This is a genomic window from Streptomyces sp. NPDC059897, from assembly GCF_042730865.1.
GTDB lineage: Bacteria > Actinomycetota > Actinomycetes > Streptomycetales > Streptomycetaceae > Streptomyces.
In genome coordinates this window covers 1-18,279 of sequence record NZ_JBHWKQ010000056.1, presented here as the reverse complement: position 1 = coordinate 18,279, position 18,279 = coordinate 1, and the positions used below count along the sequence as shown (strand labels likewise).

17 protein-coding genes are annotated in these 18,279 nt (G+C 72.2%); 11 read left to right on the top strand and 6 right to left on the bottom strand.

What is annotated here, in order from left to right:
• Window positions 1–14 precede the first annotated feature (14 nt).
• Window positions 15–1,658, top strand: coding sequence for a DNA repair helicase XPB (locus tag ACFV9W_RS35710; RefSeq protein ID WP_385769597.1), 1,644 nt, complete (start codon window positions 15–17; stop codon window positions 1,656–1,658).
• Between the two features lie 384 nt (window positions 1,659–2,042).
• On the opposite strand, the gene ACFV9W_RS35705 is transcribed toward ACFV9W_RS35710, so the two are convergent.
• Window positions 2,043–3,215 (bottom strand): glycosyltransferase 87 family protein, encoded by a 1,173-nt coding sequence (locus ACFV9W_RS35705; protein WP_385769595.1) that lies wholly within the window; start codon window positions 3,213–3,215, stop codon window positions 2,043–2,045.
• Window positions 3,216–3,269: 54 nt separating this feature from the next.
• Window positions 3,270–5,555 (bottom strand): heavy metal translocating P-type ATPase, encoded by a 2,286-nt coding sequence (locus ACFV9W_RS35700; RefSeq protein WP_385769593.1) that lies wholly within the window; start codon window positions 5,553–5,555, stop codon window positions 3,270–3,272.
• Window positions 5,556–5,753: 198 nt separating this feature from the next.
• On the opposite strand from ACFV9W_RS35700, the gene ACFV9W_RS35695 reads away from it, so the two are divergent.
• Window positions 5,754–6,449, top strand: coding sequence for a copper homeostasis protein CutC (locus ACFV9W_RS35695; protein ID WP_385769591.1), 696 nt, complete (start codon window positions 5,754–5,756; stop codon window positions 6,447–6,449).
• A 456-nt stretch (window positions 6,450–6,905) separates the two neighbouring features.
• On the opposite strand, the gene ACFV9W_RS35690 is transcribed toward ACFV9W_RS35695, so the two are convergent.
• The gene (locus tag ACFV9W_RS35690; protein WP_385769642.1) at window positions 6,906–8,870 is read right to left on the bottom strand and encodes a HelD family protein; all 1,965 of its coding nucleotides are present in this window, start codon (window positions 8,868–8,870) and stop codon (window positions 6,906–6,908) included.
• A 366-nt stretch (window positions 8,871–9,236) separates the two neighbouring features.
• On the opposite strand from ACFV9W_RS35690, the gene ACFV9W_RS35685 reads away from it, so the two are divergent.
• Both ACFV9W_RS35685 and ACFV9W_RS35680 read left to right on the top strand, forming a co-directional pair.
• Window positions 9,237–9,893 (top strand): hypothetical protein, encoded by a 657-nt coding sequence (locus ACFV9W_RS35685; protein WP_385769589.1) that lies wholly within the window; start codon window positions 9,237–9,239, stop codon window positions 9,891–9,893.
• Window positions 9,894–10,074: 181 nt separating this feature from the next.
• On the top strand, window positions 10,075–11,289 hold the full coding sequence (locus tag ACFV9W_RS35680; protein WP_385769640.1) for a Cmx/CmrA family chloramphenicol efflux MFS transporter: 1,215 nt from the start codon (window positions 10,075–10,077) through the stop codon (window positions 11,287–11,289).
• On the opposite strand, the gene ACFV9W_RS35675 is transcribed toward ACFV9W_RS35680, so the two are convergent.
• A complete protein-coding gene (locus ACFV9W_RS35675) occupies window positions 11,270–11,536 on the bottom strand; it encodes a DUF4031 domain-containing protein (RefSeq protein ID WP_385769587.1) in 267 nt (88 codons plus the stop codon). The two genes, ACFV9W_RS35680 and ACFV9W_RS35675, sit on opposite strands and share 20 nt — an antisense overlap.
• Window positions 11,537–11,543: 7 nt before the next feature.
• A complete protein-coding gene (locus tag ACFV9W_RS35670) occupies window positions 11,544–11,924 on the bottom strand; it encodes a hypothetical protein (protein WP_385769585.1) in 381 nt (126 codons plus the stop codon).
• A gap of 75 nt (window positions 11,925–11,999) precedes the next feature.
• Between ACFV9W_RS35670 and ACFV9W_RS35665 the strand changes: the two genes are divergently transcribed.
• From ACFV9W_RS35665 to ACFV9W_RS35655, 3 genes are all read left to right on the top strand, one after another.
• Window positions 12,000–12,929, top strand: a complete 930-nt coding sequence (locus ACFV9W_RS35665; RefSeq protein WP_385769583.1) for a MurR/RpiR family transcriptional regulator — start codon at window positions 12,000–12,002, stop codon at window positions 12,927–12,929.
• A gap of 238 nt (window positions 12,930–13,167) precedes the next feature.
• On the top strand, window positions 13,168–14,121 hold the full coding sequence (gene murQ, locus ACFV9W_RS35660; RefSeq protein ID WP_385769581.1) for an N-acetylmuramic acid 6-phosphate etherase: 954 nt from the start codon (window positions 13,168–13,170) through the stop codon (window positions 14,119–14,121).
• A gap of 55 nt (window positions 14,122–14,176) precedes the next feature.
• A complete protein-coding gene (locus ACFV9W_RS35655) occupies window positions 14,177–15,724 on the top strand; it encodes a PTS transporter subunit EIIC (RefSeq protein ID WP_385769579.1) in 1,548 nt (515 codons plus the stop codon).
• A 101-nt stretch (window positions 15,725–15,825) separates the two neighbouring features.
• Here ACFV9W_RS35655 and ACFV9W_RS35650 read toward each other — a convergent pair whose 3' ends face one another.
• Window positions 15,826–16,209, bottom strand: a complete 384-nt coding sequence (locus tag ACFV9W_RS35650) for a MerR family transcriptional regulator (RefSeq protein ID WP_385769577.1) — start codon at window positions 16,207–16,209, stop codon at window positions 15,826–15,828.
• Between the two features lie 127 nt (window positions 16,210–16,336).
• Between ACFV9W_RS35650 and ACFV9W_RS35645 the strand changes: the two genes are divergently transcribed.
• The 4 genes from ACFV9W_RS35645 to ACFV9W_RS35630 all read left to right on the top strand — a co-directional run bounded on the left by ACFV9W_RS35645 (window position 16,337) and on the right by ACFV9W_RS35630 (window position 18,062).
• The gene (locus ACFV9W_RS35645; RefSeq protein ID WP_385769575.1) at window positions 16,337–16,915 is read left to right on the top strand and encodes a DsbA family protein; all 579 of its coding nucleotides are present in this window, start codon (window positions 16,337–16,339) and stop codon (window positions 16,913–16,915) included.
• Between the two features lie 24 nt (window positions 16,916–16,939).
• Entirely contained in the window at window positions 16,940–17,260 is a 321-nt protein-coding gene (locus ACFV9W_RS35640; protein ID WP_385769573.1) for a DMT family transporter, read from the top strand.
• 54 nt (window positions 17,261–17,314) lie between these two features.
• Entirely contained in the window at window positions 17,315–17,713 is a 399-nt protein-coding gene (locus tag ACFV9W_RS35635) for a DMT family transporter (RefSeq protein WP_385769571.1), read from the top strand.
• A 61-nt stretch (window positions 17,714–17,774) separates the two neighbouring features.
• Complete coding sequence (locus ACFV9W_RS35630) at window positions 17,775–18,062, top strand: hypothetical protein (RefSeq protein WP_385769569.1); 288 nt, start codon at window positions 17,775–17,777, stop codon at window positions 18,060–18,062.
• The last annotated feature ends 217 nt before the right edge of the window (window positions 18,063–18,279 follow it).

The following is an 18,279-nucleotide window of genomic DNA, read 5'->3' as shown; positions in this document are numbered from 1 at the left end:
AAGGAAGTGCGTACGTGAACGGTCCACTCATCGTCCAGAGCGACAAGACCCTGCTCCTCGAGGTCGACCACGAGAAGGCCGACGCCTGCCGCCGGGCCATCGCCTCGTTCGCCGAACTGGAGCGGGCTCCCGAGCACATCCACACCTACCGGGTGACGCCGCTCGGGCTGTGGAACGCGCGGGCCGCCGGGCACGACGCGGAGCAGGTCGTGGACGCGCTGGTGGAGTTCTCCCGCTACCCCGTGCCGCACGCGCTGCTCGTCGACATCGCCGAGACGATGGACCGCTACGGGCGGCTCACGCTCAGCAAGCACCCGGCTCACGGGCTGGTGCTCACGAGCACCGACCGGCCGGTCCTGGAGGAGATCCTCCGCTCGAAGCGGATCCAGCCGCTGGTCGGCGCCCGGATCGACGCCGACACCGTCGCCGTGCACCCCTCCGAGCGCGGGCAGATCAAGCAGACGCTGCTGAAGCTGGGCTGGCCCGCCGAGGACCTCGCCGGGTACGTGGACGGCGAGGCGCACGAGATCGCGCTCGACGAGAGCGAGTGGTCGCTGCGGCCGTACCAGAAGCAGGCGGTCGAGAACTTCTGGCACGGCGGTTCCGGTGTCGTCGTGCTGCCGTGCGGCGCCGGTAAGACGCTGGTCGGCGCCGGGGCCATGGCCGAGGCGAAGGCGACCACGCTGATCCTCGTCACGAACACCGTCTCCGCGCGGCAGTGGAAGCACGAGCTCGTGAAGCGGACCTCGCTCACCGAGGACGAGATCGGCGAGTACAGCGGTACGAAGAAGGAGATCCGCCCGGTCACCATCGCCACGTACCAGGTCCTCACGACGAAGCGGAAGGGTGTGTATCCGCACCTGGAGCTGTTCGACTCCCGCGACTGGGGTCTGGTCGTGTACGACGAGGTGCATCTGCTGCCCGCGCCGGTCTTCAAGTTCACGGCCGATCTGCAGGCGCGGCGGCGGCTCGGTCTGACGGCGACGCTCGTACGTGAGGACGGGCGCGAGTCCGACGTCTTCTCGCTGATCGGGCCCAAGCGGTTCGACGCTCCGTGGAAGGAGATCGAGGCGCAGGGGTACATCGCGCCCGCCGACTGCGTCGAGGTCCGGGTGAACCTGACGGACTCCGAGCGGCTCGCGTACGCCACCGCGGAGGCCGAGGAGAAGTACCGGTTCTGTGCGACGACGGCGACGAAGCAGAAGGTGACGGAGGCGCTGGTGCGCAAGCACCAGGGGGAGCAGACGCTCGTCATCGGCCAGTACATCGACCAGCTCGACGAGCTGGGCGAGCACCTGGACGCGCCGGTCATCAAGGGCGAGACGACGAACGCGGTGCGCGAGAAGCTGTTCGACGCGTTCCGGGAGGGCGAGATCTCCGTCCTGGTCGTCTCCAAGGTCGCCAACTTCTCCATCGACCTGCCGGAGGCCACCGTCGCCATCCAGGTGTCGGGCACGTTCGGTTCGCGGCAGGAGGAGGCCCAGCGTCTCGGCCGCGTGCTGCGCCCGAAGGCCGACGGGCACGAGGCGCGGTTCTACTCGGTCGTGGCCCGGGACACCATCGACCAGGACTTCGCGGCGCACCGCCAGCGGTTCTTGGCGGAGCAGGGGTACGCCTACCGGATCGTCGACGCGGACGAACTCCTCGCGGAGAGCTGACCCGTCGTCCTTGTTGCGGTCGACCGCCCTCGGGTCACGGGGCTCCGCCCCGGACCCCGCGCCTCAAACGCCGGCGGGGCTGTCATTGCCGAACCGGCGTTACGGTCTCGGGGCTCCGCCCCGGACCCCGCTGCTCAATCGCCGCAGGGGCTTGAATTTGCTCACCCGTCGCTGGGGCTCGAGTTGGCCCGCGGCCCCACGGGGGGACTCCGTTGCCCCGCTCATCTCCCACCCACCCGCCCCCCTCCGGGGGCGTCGGCCTCGCGGGGTGCCGCCCCGCCTGAGCGAGCCGCCGCCAGGTCCGGCTCCCCGCCCCTGGCGGGCGAGGTCGGCCCGCGTTCGGACGTGGCGTCAGGGTCGTCACCGCCTTGGGCAATCTGCCGCCTAATGGGGTCTCCCCTGCTCGGAGCTTGTCGGAGAGCTTGGGGAAGGCAGGGTGGGCAAGGCGGCGCACGGTGCCGCGTGCGCATGGCGGTAGGCCCAGAGCACGGTGCAGCCGACCAGGGTGTACGGAGAAGCCAGGGGTTGCTGCCACCACGTGAGGTGGAGGTCCAAGTTGCCCTCGTGGGGCAGGAGCCACATCGTGCGGGACGTGAAGAGGGCCGCCAGCGCCCACGCCGCGCGGCGGTGGCCCTCCGACCACACCACCGCGATCAGCGGCACGCACCACACCCAGTGGTGCGACCAGCTGATGGGCGAGACCAGTAGCGCCGTGAAGGCCGCAAGGATCACCCCACGGGCAGCCGACTGGCGCCGCGCCGCGTACAGCCCCGCCACCGCGACGATCCCGGCCGGCACGGCCCACCACAACCCCGGTTCGGCGGTGTGCAGCACCCGCGCCACAAGCCCCTGCAAGGACTGGTTGTCGACGATCCACGCCTTGCCGACCCGCCCCGTCTCGTACAGCCGCCGCGCCCAGAACTCCCCACTGGCGTACGGCAGGACTAGCGCGCCCACCACGACCGTGCCGGCGAATCCGGCGACCGCGTGCGCCGCCTCCCGCCGCCTTCCCGCGAGGAACAGATAGACGATGAAGACAGCGGGCGTGAGCTTGATGCCCGTCGCGATGCCGAGCGCGACGCCCTTGCCGGGCGCGCCGGGCGGCCGGGTGAGGTCCCAGAGGATCAGGCAGGCGAGGGCGAGGTTGATCTGCCCGAACAGCACCGTCTGGAAGACGGGTTCGAGCCACAGCGCGAGCGCGGCGGCCCCGCACACCACCGCCCACGGCACCCGCAGCCCCGCGAACCGGCAGGACAGCCGCACCAGGGCGACGACCAGCGCGATGTTGCCGAGGAGGAAGGCCCCCTTGAGCACGGGGAGCGGCACCCACGCGGTCGGCGCGAAGAGCAGCGCGGCGAACGGCGGGTAGGTGGCGGGCAGCCGCCACTCCGTGACGGTGAACCCGTAGAGATCGCCCCCGCCGGCGAGCACGGCGGCCCCCTCGGCCCGGTAGACGAGCACGTCCGCCATGGGCAGCCCCCGCAGCGCGCAGAGCGCGGCCAGCGCAGCGACGGACAGGGACACAAGGGCGTACGCACAGCGTGAAGGGGCGGTCACAGTCCGGCGACTGTACCGCCCCTTACGGCGCCCTTCCGGTCTACGACACCGGGCCTACGACACCTGCCCCTTGAACCGGCGGAGCCGCAGGCTGTTGCCGACCACGAACACCGAGGAGAACGCCATCGCCGCCCCCGCGATCACCGGGTTCAACAGCCCCGCCGCGGCGAGCGGCAGCGCCGCCACGTTGTAGGCGAAGGCCCAGAACAGGTTGCTCTTGATGGTGTTCAGCGTCCGCCGCGAGAGCCGGATCGCGTCGACCGCCGCCCGCAGATCACCCCGTACGAGGGTGAGGTCACCGGCCTCGATCGCCGCGTCCGTCCCCGTGCCCATCGCGAGCCCGAGGTCGGCCTGCGCGAGCGCCGCCGCGTCGTTGACGCCGTCGCCGACCATGGCCACCGAACGTCCCTCGCCCTGAAGGCGCTTGACGACGTCGACCTTGTCCTGCGGGAGGACCTCCGCGATGACGTCCGCCGGGTCCGTGATGCCGACCTCCGCCGCCACGGAACGGGCCACCGCCTCGTTGTCCCCGGTCAGCAGCACCGGTCGCAGGCCGAGCCCGCGCAGCCGCCGGACGGCCTCCGCGCTGGTCTCCTTGACCGCGTCGGCGACCTCCAGGACCGCGCGTGCCTCGCCGTCCCAGGCCACGGCGATCGCCGTCCGTCCTGCCGTCTCGGCCTCGGCCTTCGCCTTCGCGAGCGCCTCCGGGAGGTGGATCTCCCACTGCTTGAGCAGCTGCTCGCGGCCGACCAGCACCGCGTGTCCGTCCACGACGCCCTGGACGCCGAGCCCGGCGACGTTCACGAAGTCCTCAGGGGTGGGCAGCGTGCCGACCTCGGCGGCCGCCCCCGTCGCCACGGCCTGCGCGATGGGGTGCTCGGACGCATGCTCAAGGGCACCGGCGAGGCGCAGCACTTCGGCCCGCTCGACGCCCTCGGCGGTGTGCGCGCCGAGCAGCGCCATCCGGCCGGTGGTGACGGTGCCGGTCTTGTCGAGGACGATCGTGTCGACCTTGCGGGTGGTCTCCAGGACCTCCGGGCCCTTGATCAGTACGCCGAGCTGGGCGCCGCGGCCGGTGCCGACCATGAGGGCGGTGGGCGTCGCGAGGCCGAGGGCGCACGGGCAGGCGATGATCAGTACGGCGACGGCGGCGGTGAAGGCGGCGGTCAGCCCGTCCCCCTTGAGCAGCCAGAAGGCGAGCGTGGCGAGGGAGAGCAGGATGACGATCGGGACGAACACCGCGGAGATTCTGTCGGCGAGCCGCTGGGCCGCGGCCTTGCCGTTCTGCGCGTCCTCGACGAGCTTCGCCATCCGGGCGAGCTGGGTGTCGGCGCCGACGCGGGTGGCCTCGACGACGAGCCGCCCGCCGACGTTCAGCGTGGCCCCCGTGACGGCGTCGCCAGTCGCGACCTCCACGGGCACCGACTCGCCGGTGAGCATGGAGGCGTCCACGGCGGAGGAGCCCTCGACGACCTTGCCGTCCGTGGCGATCTTCTCGCCGGGCCGCACGAGGAACCGGTCCCCGACCTTCAACTCGCCCACGGGTACGGTCTCGTGGCGCCCGCCGTCCCGTACGACGGTCACGTCCTTGGCGCCCAGGTGCAGCAACGCCCGGAGCGCGGCGCCGGCCTTCCGCTTGGAGCGCGCCTCGAAGTAGCGGCCCGCGAGGATGAACGCGGTGACGCCCGCGGCGGCCTCCAGATAGATGTTCCCTGCGCCGTCGGTGCGGGCGATGGTCAGCTCGAAGGGGTGCGTCATGCCGGGCATGCCGGCCGTGCCGAAGAACAGCGCCCACAGGGACCACAGGAACGCGGCGGACACCCCGACCGAGACCAGCGTGTCCATCGTCGCGGCGCCGTGCCGCGCGTTGGTGAAGGCGGCCTTGTGGAAGGGCCAGGCCGCGTACACGACGACAGGGGCAGCGAGGGTCAGGCACAGCCACTGCCAGTACTCGAACTGGAGGGCCGGGATCATCGACATCGCGATGACGGGCACCGCGAGCACGATGGAAGTGATCAGCCGCTCGCGCAGCGTGCGCAGTTCGCGGCTGTCCTCCTCCGTTTCCTCTACCGGCCCGTCCTGCGCGGATTCGGCGGGCGGGGCGGGGGGAGCTGGCGGCTTCGCCGTGTACCCCGTGGCCTCGACGGTGGCGATGAGGTCCGCGACCTCGACCCCTTCCGCGTAGCTGACCTTGGCCTTCTCGGTCGCGTAGTTGACGGTCGCCTCGACGCCGTCCATGCGGTTCAGCTTCTTCTCGACACGGGCGGCGCACGATGCGCAGGTCATGCCGCCGATGGCCAGTTCCACCTGTTCGGGCGGGACGACTGTTTGCGCCGACATGGTGCCTCCTCGATTGCGGGATGTGGCCGAGTACGTTCCGCGTACCCCCTATGGGTACCTCTCAACGTGATCCAGTTATACCCCCTGGGGGTACCTTGCGCAAGCGGGTCGACGGCACGGCGGGGAGTGCTCGCGCTCGCGGGGCCCTCGGCGTAAAGTGGGCAGGCGGACCATTGGACTAGACCTGTCTGGAGCCTCATGAGCGAGCGTGCAGTCCTGGAGGTGATCGCCCTCGACGCCGAGGACGCGGTCGCCGCTCAGGCCGGGGGTGCGGACCGGCTCGAGCTGGTCACGGACATGGCGGCGGACGGGCTCACGCCGTCCGTGGAGACGTTCTCCGCGATCCGCGAGGCCGTGGACATCCGGCTGCGCGTGATGCTGCGACTGACGGACGGGTTCGCGGCGGGCGACACGGGCGCGCTCGTACGTGCCGCGAAGGCGCTGCGGGCGGCGGGGGCGGACGAGTTCGTGCTCGGGTTCCTCGACGAGCAGGGTGGTCCCGACCTGGCCGCGGTGGAATCGCTCGTGGCGGAGCTGGACGGCTGCCGGTGGACGTTCCACCGGGCGATCGACCGGGCCGCCGATCGTGACGCGCTGCGCAAGCAGTTGGCCGAGCTGCCGGGGCTCGACACGTACCTCACCGCCGGGTCGGCGGACGGGGTGGACGCGGGGCTCGACATGCTCCTCGCGGAGGCGGCCCGCGCGGCTTCCGGCGAGCCGGGGTACGAGCAGCAGATCCTGGTGGGCGGGGGGCTCCGCCTGGACCATGTGGCGGGGTTGCGGGCGGCGGGGGTGTCGGCGTTCCACATCGGCGGGGCGAGTCGCCCCGCGGGTTGGTCGGCCCCTGTTTCGGCGGATGCGGTGCGGGTGTGGCGGGAGGCGCTGGACGGCTAGCCGCCCCTACGCCTCGGGGCGCTGCCCCGGACCCCGCGCCTCAATCGCCGGCGGGGCTGGAAAAGATCGGGGCTCCGCCCCGGACCCCGCTGCTCAATCGCCGCAGGGGCTTGATTCACCTACCCGCACCGCCCGGCCCGTGCCGCCGCCCAATTTCCCACCCACCCGCCCCCTCCGGGGGCGTCGGCCCCACAGGGTGCCGCAACGGTTGCGGGTAGCCGCCACCGCCTTGGCCAATCCGCCGCAACCCTGGCTCCCCACCCACCGCGGTCGGCCGCCGCCGCCTTGGCCAACCCGCCGCCGGAACGGCTCCCCACCCCTTGCGGTCGGCCGCCACCGCCTTGGGCAATCTGCCGCCTAGGGCGGCAGGGTGGGCAAGGCGGCACCCCGGTGCCGCGCAACACGTACGACGGGCCGAACCACGACGCCGGGCGGCACCGGGACCCCCGCCCACCGTCAGGTCAGCCGCCCCGGCAAGGGGGACACGTGGGTCACCACCAGGCCGGATACCGCTCGCGTGAGCGCCACGTACAGGCGTCGCAGGCCCGTCCGCTCGTCCGGCTCGCCGTCGACCACGGCCGCCGGCTCGTCCAGGACCACGTAGTCGTACTCGAGGCCCTTGGCGAGGGACGCCGGTACCAACGTCAGGCGGGCCTCCGCCGTCGTCTCCTCGCCCGGGGCGAGGTACCGCAACCCGCCCTCCGCCAGCGCCGCGCCAAGCGCTCCGCACCGCGCGTCCGCCGCGATGAGCCCGACCGACCCCTCGTTCCGCAGCGCCTCGACGCACGCCGCCACCACGTCCCCGTCCCCGGACACCTCCCGCACCTCGAACGCCCCCGGGTTCTCCCGGACCGACGCCACCGGCGTGAGCCCCGGCGCGATCTCCGGCAGCAGCCGCGACGCGTACGTGATGACGTCCGTCGGGACGCGGAAGCCCGCCGTGAGCTCCTCGACCACCGCGTCCGCCTTCCCGAGGTGGGCCAGCGCCTCGTCCCAGCTCCGCGTCGCCCACGGCGTCGTGCCCTGCGCCAGGTCCCCGAGCACCGTCACCGAGCCCGTCGTCGCGCGCCGCCCGACGGCCCGGTACTGCATGGGCGACAGGTCCTGTGCCTCGTCCAGCACCACATGGCCGAGCGAGTGCGTCCGCCCGATCAGATCCATCGCCTCGTCGATCAACACGGCGTCTGCGGCCGCCCACTTGGCGCTCTTCACGCTCCGCGCGGGCCTGGCCCACAGCACCGTCTTCTGCTCGTCCTCGTCGAGCAGCCCGGCCGCGTGCTCCGCGAGGAAGTCCGCGTCCGACAGCAGCCGCAGCACCAGCTTCGCCGGGTCGACGGCCGGCCACACCTCCTTGACCAGGGCCTTCACCGCGGCGTTGCGCGCCACCGCGTTCTGCACCCGGTCGTCGGGCGCCTCGCCCGCGCGCTCCATCTGCACGAGCACGGCGTGCGCGATCCGCTGCGGCAGCGCCTCGCGCGCGGCCCCGTACCGCATGTCGCGGGCCATCAACTCCCGGACGATCTCCTCCAGTTCGTAGGAGGGGACGCGCCAGCGGCGCGAGCCGCGCACCACCACGAGCCCTTCGCCCGGCAGCGCGATGTGCGAGCGCAGCGCCCGCCGCAGCACCTCGGCCATCCGCGCGTCGCCCTTCACCAGGGCGGCGGCGGGCTCGTCGACGCCCCGCACCTCCACGTGTGCGACGAGGTCGTCCACCGTCGCCTGCTTGACCTCCAACTCGCCCAGCGCGGGCAGCACTTGCTCGATGTAGTGGAGGAAGGAAGCGTTCGGGCCGATCACCAGGGTGCCGGTGCGGGCGAGGCGCTCCCGGTGCGCGTACAGGAGGTACGCGACGCGGTGCAGGCCCACCGCCGTCTTTCCGGTGCCGGGGCCGCCCTGCACGCACACGGACCCGGCGAGCCCGCTCCTGACGATCTCGTCCTGCTCCGGCTGGATGGTGGCAACGATGTCGCGCATCGGCCCGACGCGCGGCCGCTCGATCTCCTGCTGGAGCAGCTTGCTGGTCTGCTCCGCCTCCGACGGGTCGGTGAGGTGCTCGTCCTCGTACGCGGTGAGGTCGCCGCCCGTGTATCCGAAGCGGCGGCGCAGCGCGACGTCCATCGGATTCTTCTTGGAGGCCCGGTAGAAGGGCTGGGAGACGGGCGCGCGCCAGTCGATGACCATCGGGTCGCCCTCGGCGTCGTGCACGTGGCGCCGCCCGATGTAGAACTTCTCGCCCTCGGCGCCCTCGGCGACGTCCGCGCCCGGTGCGTGCAGATAGTCGAGGCGCCCGAAGAACAGCGGGGTGTGGCTGAGGTCGGCGAGCGCCTTGATCCGCTCGTCGATCTGGTGCTGGAGCACCTCGGCGTTCACCCAGTTCGCGGTGACGTCGCGGATGTCGAGCGCCTCCGCGTCCTCGCGCATCGCGCGCAGGGCGGAGCGGGACGAGACCAGGTGCGTGCGCTCGCGATCGAGTGGTGAGGTCGAGGGCGCGGACGACGACGGTGACGTGCTCACGGGGTGCTGCCTCCGGATCCAGGTACGCGAATACAACGTCCCGGCCGGTTTCCGTCCGGTCGGCGGCGCTCCGGCCGGCCGTCGAGGGGCGGCGCAGGGAGGCGGGCAGACGGGCGAGTGTACGGGACGGCTGCCGCCGGGGCTAACGGTTTTCTTCCGGTCGACCGTCCGCCGGTCGCGGGGCTCCGCCCCGGGCCCCGCGCCTCAAACGCCGGCGGGGCTTGATTTGGCCACAGCTCGGGCTCGCGGATGTCGGGGTCTAGGCTCGACTCCATGACGGACCACGACTCCACGGCCTTCCCGGAACTGCGTGAGCGCTGGGCCCGCAGCCTGCGCGCCGCGACCGCGGACGCGGGCCTCGACCCGTATCCGTACGCCGACAATCTCCTGGCCCGGTGGTCCGAGCCGCAGCGGAAGTACCACACGGTCGACCATCTGACGGCGGTGCTCGACCACATCGACACGCTGGAGGAGCACGCGGAGCGGCCCGAGCTCGTGCGGCTCGCGGCCTGGTTCCACGACGCGGTGTACCGGCCCGACCGCTCGGAGAACGAGGAGCGGTCCGCCGCCCTCGCCGAACGCGCGCTGGCCGAGGCCGGGTTGAGCCCCACCGACGTCGCCGAGGTGGTCCGCCTCGTCCTGCTCACCGTCACCCACGACCCGGTCGAGGACGACGCCGACGGCGAGGCCCTGTGCGATGCCGACCTGGCGATCCTGGCCGCGCCCGCACCCGCCTACGCCGCGTACACCAAGGCCGTCCGCGAGGAGTACGCCTTCGTGCCGGACGAGGCGTTCCGCGAGGGGCGCGCCGGGGTGCTGCGCCAGCTCCTCGGCCTGCCACGGCTGTTCCGCACCCCGTACGGCAGGTCCCACTGGGAGTCCGCCGCCCGCGAGAACCTGACGGCCGAGCTGGACCTGCTCACTCCCTGACCCGGCGCGGGGAGGTACGTGCGGCGGCGCGCGGAGCGATGCGTGTGAACGGCGTACGAACGATGCGCCACGACACGCCGGTCCGGGAATGCCACCCGTGACACCCCGGTTGGCTCCTTACATGTCCCCACAGCCCAGTCCGGACTCCCCCGGCTCCCCAGTCCCCCGCTCCAACGCCCGGATGCCCGTCGCCGTCTACATCCTCGGCCTGAGCGTCTTCGCCCTCGGGACCAGCGAGTTCATGCTCTCCGGGATCCTTCCCGCGGTCGCCGACGACATGAACGTCACGATCCCGCAGGCCGGGCTGCTGATCTCGGCCTTCGCGATCGGCATGGTGGTCGGCGCCCCGCTGCTCGCCGTGGCGACGCTGCGCCTGCCCCGCCGCACCACCCTGATCTCGCTCATCACGGTGTTCGGCCTCGGCCAGGTCGCGGGCGCGCTCGCCCCTTCGTACGCCGTCCTGTTCGCGTCCCGTGTCGTCTCGGCCCTCGCCTGCGCCGGGTTCTGGGCGGTGGGCGCGGCCGTCGCCATCGCGATGGTGCCGGTGAACCAGCGGGCCCGCGCCATGGCCGTGATGATCGGCGGCCTGTCGATCGCGAACGTGCTCGGCGTCCCCGCGGGCGCGTTCCTCGGCGAGGGCCTCGGCTGGCGCGCCGCGTTCTGGGCGGTGGGCGCCGCCTCGGCGATCGCCCTTGTCGGCATCGTGACGCTCGTCCCGAAGATCCCGCTGCCCGCCGAACGGCCGCGCCTGAAGCGGGAGTTGAGCATCTACGGCGACCGGCAGGTCTGGCTCTCCATCGCGGTCACCGCGCTCGCCGCGGGCGGCGTGTTCTGCGCGTTCAGCTACCTGTCGCCGCTCCTGACGGACGTCGCGGGCCTGCCCGAGGGCTGGGTCCCGGCCGTCCTCGCCCTGTTCGGCATCGGCGCGCTCGCCGGTACGACGCTGGGCGGGCGGATCGCCGACGCGCACCTCTTCGGGGTGCTGCTGACCGGCATCACCGCGTCCACCGTGTTCCTCGCGGCGCTCGCCGTGCTGGGCCACTTCGCGGTCGCGGCGGTGGCCCTGTCGTTCCTGCTCGGCTTCTCCGCGTTCTACACGGCGCCGGCCCTCAACGCCCGGATGTTCAACGTCGCGGGCGCCGCACCCACCCTTGCGGGCGCCACCACGACCGCCGCGTTCAACCTGGGCAACACGGGTGGTCCCTGGCTCGGCGGCACGGTCATCGACGCGGGTCTCGGGTATCCGGCGACCGCCTGGGCCGGCGGCGCAATGACGGTGCTCGCGCTGGCGTTGACCGTGGTGTCGGTACGGCTGCACCGGCGTACGGCGTCGAAGGTCGTGACGGGATCGGGCAGCAGCCCGGCGGTTCCCGACCTCACCAGGGCCGCCCCTTAGGCCTGCGCAGGCCCGCCTCCGTAAGTCTGCGGACCAGTTCCTTCGAGCCGACCTCGACGGCCCCCGCACGCACCGCGTCCGCGTACCGGTGCGACGGGATGTCGTAGTGGTCGCGCTCGAAGGCGCGCGGCGGCACCCCCAACCGCTCGGCGAACGCGTGGAGTTCGTCGTACGAGACATCGCTGACCAGGTGCGACCACATGCGGTCGTGCCCCGGCCAGTTCGGCGGATCGATGTAGACCGTCAAGAGAACGTCACCCCGCCACCGAGCCGAGGCCCCCGACCGGCGCCACCGTGACGCCCGCCTCCGAGCACACCCAGTGCGGGTCCGCGCCCAGCTCCGGCTCGACGTCCAGCGCGTGCGGGGCCTCCGCGCCCGAGCCGGGGCCGCACACCGGGCACAGCGGCCAGCGGCCGTGCCGCTCCAGGATTCCGTCCTTGACGTCCTGGGCGACGAGACCGGTCACGAACTCCACACCCTCCGGCCACTGCTCCACCCACCAGCGCCGCGAGACGATCGACTCCTCCACCAGCGAGACGATGTCCGGGTCCGCGACGTCGCCCGCCTTCAGGTCCGCGAGCACGAGCGCGCGGGCCGCGTGCAGGGCCTGCTCCAAGGGGCTGATGGTGTCCATGCAACCAATTGTGTGCCATACGGCACGGTCGAAGGACTCTTGACCGCGACCCCGCCCGAAAATATCTTTCAATACGTGAGCAATGACGTGAAGGAAAGTTTCGGCGGGGACGCGCCGCCCGCCCCCGCGGCCCTCGCCGCCAAGGTGCGCACCCTCGCGCCCTCGATGACCCGGTCCATGCAGCGGGTCGCCGAGGCGGTCGCCGGGGACCCGGCCGGGTGCGCCGCGCTGACCGTCACCGGACTCGCCGAGCTCACCGGCACCAGCGAGGCCACGGTGGTGCGCACCGCCCGCATCCTCGGCTACCCCGGCTACCGGGACCTGCGCCTGGCGCTCGCCGGGCTCGCCGCCCAGCAGCAGTCGGGCCGGGCGCCCGCCGTCACCGCGGACATCGCCGTCGACGACCCGCTGACCGACGTCGTCGCCAAGCTCGCCTACGACGAGCAGCAGACCCTCGCCGACACCGCCGCCGGACTCGATACCGCGCAGCTCGGCGCCGCCGTGACCGCCATGGCGAGCGCGGGCCGCGTCGAGATCTACGGCATGGCGGCCTCCGGCCTCGTCGCCCAGGACCTCGCGCAGAAGCTGCTGCGCATCGGCCGGCACGCGTACGCGCACTCCGATCCGCACCTGGCCGTCCACAACGCGGTGACGCTCCGCCCGGGGGACGTGGCGGTGGCGATCACCCACTCCGGCACGACCGGCGACGTGATCGAACCGCTGCGGGTCGCGTTCGAGCACGGCGCCACCACGATCGCGATCACCGGCCGCCCGCGCAGCCCGGTCTCCCAGTACGCGGACCACATACTGACCACGTCCATCGCCCGCGAGAGCGAGCTGCGTCCCGCGGCGATGTCCTCCCGGACCAGCCAGCTGCTGGTCGTGGACTGCCTCTTCGTGGGCATCGCCCAACGCACGTACGAGACGGCGGCGCCCGCCCTCTCCGCGTCGTACGAGGCACTGGCCCACCGGCATCAGTCCACTCCGCGGGGCGGCCGCCCGTGATACCCGCCGCACCGCCACGGGGCTCCGCCCCGGACCCCGCGCCTCAATCGCCGGCGGGGCTTGATTGTCGCAACTTCCGCTCCTTGAGCGCCTATGCGCCCCCAACGGTGGCGGGTGCCGGCAATTCAAGCCCCGCTCTTGGACGAGAGCCCGCGGGGTCCGGAGCAGCGCCCCGAGACCGCAACGCCGCCCCACCGCAACAAACCCCTCCCGCCGCACAGAGAGCCGCACCCTGACGATGACCGCCACCCCCGACGCGGACGCCACCTACGCCGACCTCCGCGCCCAGCTCGACACCCTCACCACCGAGGCGTTCCGCCCCGAACTCGCCGAGATCGACCAGCTCTCCACCCTGGAGATCGCCAAGCTGATGAACGGCGAGGACGCCACCGTGCCCACCGCGGTAGCGGCACAGCTCCCCCAGATCTCCGCCGCGATCGACGGCATCGCCGAGCGCATGTCGCGCGGCGGCCGCCTCGTCTACGCGGGCGCCGGCACCGCGGGCCGGATGGGCGTCCTCGACGCCTCCGAGTGCCCGCCCACCTTCAACACCTGGGACGGCCAGGTCGTCGGCCTGATCGCGGGCGGCCCCTCCGCCATGGTCAAGTCCATCGAGGGCGCCGAGGACTCCAAGGAGCTCGCGGCGAAGGACCTGGACGGCCTCGGCCTCACTGGGAACGACATCGTCGTCGGCATCTCCGCCTCGGGCCGCACCCCGTACGCGATCGGCGCCGTCGAGCACGCCCGCGCCCGCTACGGCGCGCTCACCGTCGGCCTGTCCTGCAACGCGGACAGCGCGCTCGCCGCCGCCGCGGACCACGGCATCGAGGTCGTCGTGGGACCCGAGCTGCTCACCGGCTCCACCCGCCTGAAGGCGGGCACGGCCCAGAAGCTCGTCCTCAACATGCTGTCGACGATCTCCATGATCCGGCTCGGCAAGACGTACGGAAACCTCATGGTCGACGTACGTGCCTCCAACGAGAAGCTGCGGGCCCGCTCCCGCCGCATCGTCTCCCTCGCCACCGGCGCCGACGACGCCGCCATCGAGGCCGCGCTCGCCGCGACCGACGGCGAGGTCAAGAACGCCATCCTCGTCGTCCTCGGCGACGTCGACGGCCCCACCGCCGACCGCCTCCTCACGGAGTCCGACGGCCACCTGCGCGCCGCGCTCGCCGCAGCCGCCACCAAGTAGCACCGACCGAACCACCCGCCCCGAGCTCCACCTGCACAGCAAGGCAAGACGCACCATGGCCGATAACGCCGAGAACAAGAACCGCGCCGTCGCCGCCGCGATCCTCCCGCTCGTCGGCGGCGCAGCGAACGTCACCTCCGTTGTCCACTGCATGACCCGGCTCAGGCTGGGGCTCGCGGACCGTTCGCTCGTCCAGGACGAGGCGCTGAAGGCGCTTACCGACGTCATGGGCGTCGTCGAGGACGAGACGTACCAGATCGTCCTCGGGCCCGGAAAGGTCGCCCGGGTCACGCCCGAGTTCGAAACCCTGGTCGAGGAGGGCAAGGCTGCCGCCCCGGCACCGGACCCCGCCGGTGCCGCCGCCGGGCACTCCGCCGACGACCTCGCCGCCCAGGGCGCCGCGCTCAGGGCGCAGCAGAAGGCGAAGAACGCCACCCCGTTCAAGCTGTTCCTGCGCAAGATCGCCAACATCTTCGTGCCGCTGATCCCGGCCCTGATCGGCTGCGGCATCATCGCGGGCCTCAACGGCCTGATGATCAACCTGGGCTGGCTGCCCTCGGTCACACCGGCCCTCGCCGCCATCGCCTCCGGCTTCATGGCGCTGATCGCGGTGTTCGTCGGCTACAACACCGCCAAGGAGTTCGGCGGTACGCCGATCATCGGCGGCGCGGTCGCGGCGATCATCGTCTACCCGGGGGTCGCCGACATCTCGGCGTTCGGCCAGGACCTCTCCCCCGGTCAGGGCGGTGTCCTCGGCGCGCTGGGCGCGGCGGTGCTCGCGGTCTACATCGAGAAGTGGTGCCGCAAGTGGGTGCCCGAGTCCCTCGACGTCCTCGTCACGCCCACGCTCACGATCCTCATCTCCGGCCTGGTCACGATCTTCGGCCTGATGTTCGTGGCGGGCGAGATCTCCACGGCGATCGGCACGGGCGCCAACTGGCTCCTGGAGAACACCGGCGTCTTCGCCGGCGCGGTCCTCGGCGGCCTCTTCCTCCCGCTCGTCATGCTCGGCCTGCACCAGGCCCTGATCCCCATCCACACGACCCTCATCGAGCAGCAGGGCTACACGGTCCTGCTCCCCATCCTCGCGATGGCGGGCGCGGGCCAGGTCGGCGCGGCGATCGCCGTCTTCAAGAAGCTCAAGCACAACACCTCGATCCGCAAGACCATCAAGTCGGCGCTCCCCGCGGGCTTCCTGGGAGTGGGCGAGCCCCTCATCTACGGTGTCTCGCTCCCGCTCGGCCGCCCGTTCATCACGGCGTGCGTCGGCGGCGCGGCGGGCGGCGCGTTCATCGGTGTCTTCTCGATGCTCGGCTACCAGGTCGGCTCGACGGCCATCGGCCCGTCCGGCTGGGCGCTGTTCCCGCTGCTCGACGGCAACAAGGGCCTCGGCGTGACCTGCGCGATCTACCTGGGCGGCCTCCTCGTCGGCTACGCCGTCGGCTTCCTGGCCACGTACTACTTCGGCTTCACCCAGGACATGCTGATCGAGTTCAACCAGGACGTCGACGCGGGCGAGTCCCCGGAGGCCCGCGCCGAGGAAGGCCCCTCGGCCCCGGTCCTCGCCTCCGACCCCGACCCGAAGGAACCGGCGAAGGTCTGACCCCGCTCCTTCTCCTCGCCAGCACCCCCGGGCCCCACGGACGCACCCCGCGTTCCGTGGGGCCCGCCGCACATCCCCGGCCGGCCTCGGGTCACGTCGGGTCAGGAGCGATCCGCCGCCATCGGCCGCGGGGCCCCGCCGGGCAATGCCGTGTCGACGCGGAGCGCCTGCAGCGTGTCGAGTTCGCGGTCGATGTCGCGGCGCTTGGCCTCAAGGCGCTCGGCCTGCTCGGCGAACAGCCGCTCCATGACGCCGGTGCGCTCTTCGGGCGGGGCCTCCATGCAGGGCAGTACCTCGTCGATGGTGGAGCTGCCCAGACCGGCGGCGAACAGGTGCTGGATCATGACGACCCGCTCGACCATGGACTCGTCGAAGTCCCGCCACCCGCCGGGGGTGCGCTCGGAGCGGATGAGCCCGTGCTGCTCGTAGTAGCGCAGGGACCGAGCGCTGACCCCGCTGGCAGTCGCCAGCTCACCGATACGCATGAGACCTACCTCCTGAAGCGTTTCTGAACTGCTCGCCGTCGCCCGTTCCTTGAAGTTGACACCGGCGTGAAGTTACACGATCTCCGTGTCGCACTCACCGGAGTGCACCGAGGAACCGGAGATCGCAGTGACTGCTCGCAGCCGCATTCAGATCCACCTGTGGTCGGACTACGTCTGCCCGTTCTGCCTGATCGCCGACGAGCTGATCGATCGGGCAATCACCGGCCGCCCCGATGTCGAAGTCGTCCACCACGCCCACGAGTTGCGCCACGAGGGCCCGGACCGGCCCGAGGTCTGGCAGCACGCCGTGCTCCCGATGGCACGCCACCACAAGGTGCCGATCCGCTTGCCGACCGTATCGCCGCCGCCCCGCACCGAGCTGGCGTCCCGGGGCGCCCGGTACGCGGCCCGGCACGGGCGGGCCCGGGCCTATCACCGGCGCGTACTGGCGGCCCACTTCCGCGAGGACCTCGACATCGGGGACCGGTCGGTCCTGACCCGCCTCGCCGAGGAGTCGGGCCTCGACCCGGCCGCCTACGCCGCGGCCCTCGACGACCAGGAGTACGCCGCCCAACACCGGCGCGCGCTGGCCGAGTCGGCGCGGATGAAGCTCACCGTCGTACCCACGATCGTCATCGGCGGCCACCGCATCGACGGCGTCGCCACCGAGGACGCGATCCGCCGGGCACTCTCCCTCCACGCGTAACCACCATCACGTAAGGACACCGTCATGCACTGGCTCCACCTCTCCCTCGCCGTCGTCTTCGAGATCACCGTCGCCCTCACCGCAGGCCGCGCCCAGGGCTTCACCCGCCCCGGCTGGACCATCGCCACACTCCTCAGCGGCGGCATCGCCACCTACCTCCTCAGCCAGGCACTGCTGACCTTCGAGGTCGGCGTCGGCTACGCGATCTGGACCGCCACCGCGGGCGTCGGAATCGTCGTCCTCGGCGCGCTTCTCTTCGGGCAGCGGCTGGACTGGCGCAAGTTCCTGGGCATCGCCGCCGTCATCGCCGGAGTCGTCGGCCTCCAGCTCACGGGCGCCGCCTGACCCCACAGAAAAACGAACCCCCACCCTCCCTGGATCCCCCCGAAAGGAACCCTCATGTCCACCACCGCTGCCACCACCTCCTCCACCACCACGACCGACAACGCCACCCAGCGCAGCGACCGGGCCCGCGCCTGGCCGCTCCTCCTCCTCGCCGGAGCCTTCGAGATCGCCTACGCCCTGGCCGTGGGCGGCAGCGAGGGGTTCACCGTGCTCTCCTGGTCACTGGTCGCCGTCGCCTTCTTCCTCCTGACGCTCTTCTCCCTGAGCCTGGCCCTGCGCACCATCGACGTCGGCATCGGCTACGCCGTGTGGGCCGGTATCGGCGCCGTCGGAGCGGCACTGCTCGGCCCGGTCTTCTTCGACGAGACCCTCACCCCGGTCAAGGGCCTCTGGCTGACCCTGATCATCGGCGGCGTCGTCTGGCTCAAGCTCTCGGACGGCCCCAAGCGGTGACGGCCCCTCGCCCGGTCCCGCTGAACATGCGGCCTCCACGGGCCTGGCCCATGCTGGGCCCATGGCTGACAGCACCCTTTCGAAGATCTCCTGGACCGAGTTCCGCCCGGACCGGCGCCGGCTGACCGCGGGGGCCGCGCTCACCGGTGTCGGCACGCTCACCGCGATGGCCGGGGTCGGCGTCCTCGTCTACGAGCTGGCCCGCGCGGGCCGCAGCTGGACCGGCTCCTGGGACGTCCCGCCCTCCGAGATGGCCACCCGCGCCCTCCACCAGGCCCAGGCAGTGGCCACCAGCGCGACCCGCGCGGGGCGTGACACCTGGAAGTCGTACCAGGAGAACGCCGCGTAGACGCCCCCCGCACGGGGCTCCGCCCCGGCCCCCGCGCCTCAATCGCCGGCGGGGCTTGATGGATCAAGCCCGTCGGCGGGACTTGAGAGGCCAATCCCGTCGGCGGGACTTGAGAGGCCAATCCCGTCGGCGGGACTTGAGAGGCCAATCCCGTCGGCGGGACTTGAGAGGCCAATCCCGTCGGCGGGACTTGAGAGATCGATCCCGTCGGCGGGAC

Excerpts from the sequence above, each read along its gene's own strand:
- ACFV9W_RS35700 (WP_385769593.1), bottom strand. The coding sequence starts at position 5,555 with ATGTCGGCGCAAACAGTCGTCCCGCCCGAACAGGTGGAACTGGCCATC.
- ACFV9W_RS35695 (WP_385769591.1), top strand. The coding sequence starts at position 5,754 with ATGAGCGAGCGTGCAGTCCTGGAGGTGATCGCCCTCGACGCCGAGGAC.
- ACFV9W_RS35690 (WP_385769642.1), bottom strand. The coding sequence starts at position 8,870 with ATGCGCGAGGACGCGGAGGCGCTCGACATCCGCGACGTCACCGCGAAC.
- ACFV9W_RS35685 (WP_385769589.1), top strand. The coding sequence starts at position 9,237 with ATGACGGACCACGACTCCACGGCCTTCCCGGAACTGCGTGAGCGCTGG.
- ACFV9W_RS35680 (WP_385769640.1), top strand. The coding sequence starts at position 10,075 with ATGCCCGTCGCCGTCTACATCCTCGGCCTGAGCGTCTTCGCCCTCGGG.
- ACFV9W_RS35670 (WP_385769585.1), bottom strand. The coding sequence starts at position 11,924 with ATGGACACCATCAGCCCCTTGGAGCAGGCCCTGCACGCGGCCCGCGCG.
- murQ (WP_385769581.1), top strand. The coding sequence starts at position 13,168 with ATGACCGCCACCCCCGACGCGGACGCCACCTACGCCGACCTCCGCGCC.
- ACFV9W_RS35655 (WP_385769579.1), top strand. The coding sequence starts at position 14,177 with ATGGCCGATAACGCCGAGAACAAGAACCGCGCCGTCGCCGCCGCGATC.
- ACFV9W_RS35650 (WP_385769577.1), bottom strand. The coding sequence starts at position 16,209 with ATGCGTATCGGTGAGCTGGCGACTGCCAGCGGGGTCAGCGCTCGGTCC.
- ACFV9W_RS35640 (WP_385769573.1), top strand. The coding sequence starts at position 16,940 with ATGCACTGGCTCCACCTCTCCCTCGCCGTCGTCTTCGAGATCACCGTC.
- ACFV9W_RS35635 (WP_385769571.1), top strand. The coding sequence starts at position 17,315 with ATGTCCACCACCGCTGCCACCACCTCCTCCACCACCACGACCGACAAC.
- ACFV9W_RS35630 (WP_385769569.1), top strand. The coding sequence starts at position 17,775 with ATGGCTGACAGCACCCTTTCGAAGATCTCCTGGACCGAGTTCCGCCCG.